The sequence below is a fragment of the Ligilactobacillus acidipiscis DSM 15836 genome, from assembly GCF_001435755.1.
GTDB classification, from domain to species: domain Bacteria; phylum Bacillota; class Bacilli; order Lactobacillales; family Lactobacillaceae; genus Ligilactobacillus; species Ligilactobacillus acidipiscis.
Genome location: NZ_AZFI01000295.1, coordinates 1 through 1,087 on the forward strand (window position 1 = coordinate 1; position 1,087 = coordinate 1,087).

Consider the following 1,087-nt stretch of genomic DNA (forward strand, 5'->3'; position numbering starts at 1 on the left):
ATCAATTATAATTGGACTATACCAATAAAACGGAGACGGAGGTTTTCAGCGATGAAAGTTATTGTTAAAAAAGATCAACAAAAAGCGAGTGTTGAGGGCTACAAGATATTTAAAGAAGCTGTTCAAAGTGGAGCAAAAGTTTTTGGATTAGCTACAGGATCAACACCACTTACGACTTATGATGAACTTGTTAAAAGCGATTTAGATTTCTCTGATAGTATTTCGATCAATTTGGATGAATATGTGGGTATTAGTCCTGATAATGATCAAAGCTATAAATATTTCATGAATAAGTATCTTTTTTCCAAGAAACCATTTAAAAAATCATACTTACCTGATGGTTTGGCAAAGGATCCAAAAGAAGAAATTAAGCGTTACGATAGGGTCATTGCTGAGCATCCGATCGATCTACAATTGTTGGGGATCGGTCGTAATGGGCACATTGGGTTTAACGAACCAGGCACACCCTTTGACTTAGAAACACATGTTGCTGATCTAACTGATTCAACTATTGAAGCTAACGCACGTTTCTTTGAACATGTTGAAGATGTACCGAAACAAGCATATTCAATGGGAATTGGTTCAATTATGAAATCAAAGAAAATCATTCTTGAAGCATTCGGTGCTAACAAAGCTGACGCTGTGGCCAAAATGGTCGAAGGACCAGTTACAGAAGATGTTCCTGCAAGTGTTTTGCAAAAACATCCTGATGTTGTTGTTTTGCTAGATGAAGCAGCTGCTTCTAAATTAAGTAAATAACGAACAATGATTAGATTGAAATATGAGATAACTGCGATAATAATTAGGAAGGAAAACTTGTATTCTTCTTCCATCTTATAATTGTTGAAGCGATAGTATTCAAGTTTAAATATTTTGACTACCAATTATTAGATGGCTTAAAAACTGAATAAATGAACAAATCTTACGGCTGGAACAAATCATTTTTTGACTAAAAATGATTTGTTCCAGCCTTTTAAATTACTAATTTTTAACAAAAATAAAAATAAAATTCAGGAAATCAACGTTTCTTTTCTTTAGTTTTAGTAATTATTAGTCAGCCTGGATTATTCATAATTTTACCTTGAGG

Annotated in this window: 1 protein-coding gene; it reads left to right on the forward strand. The window is 33.2% G+C overall.

Features of this window, described 5'->3' with window-relative positions:
• Positions 1-51 precede the first annotated feature (51 nt).
• Positions 52-759: a glucosamine-6-phosphate deaminase gene (locus FC65_RS10785; RefSeq protein ID WP_010495907.1), complete on the forward strand. Its 708-nt coding sequence runs from the start codon at positions 52-54 to the stop codon at positions 757-759.
• Positions 760-1,087 lie beyond the last annotated feature (328 nt).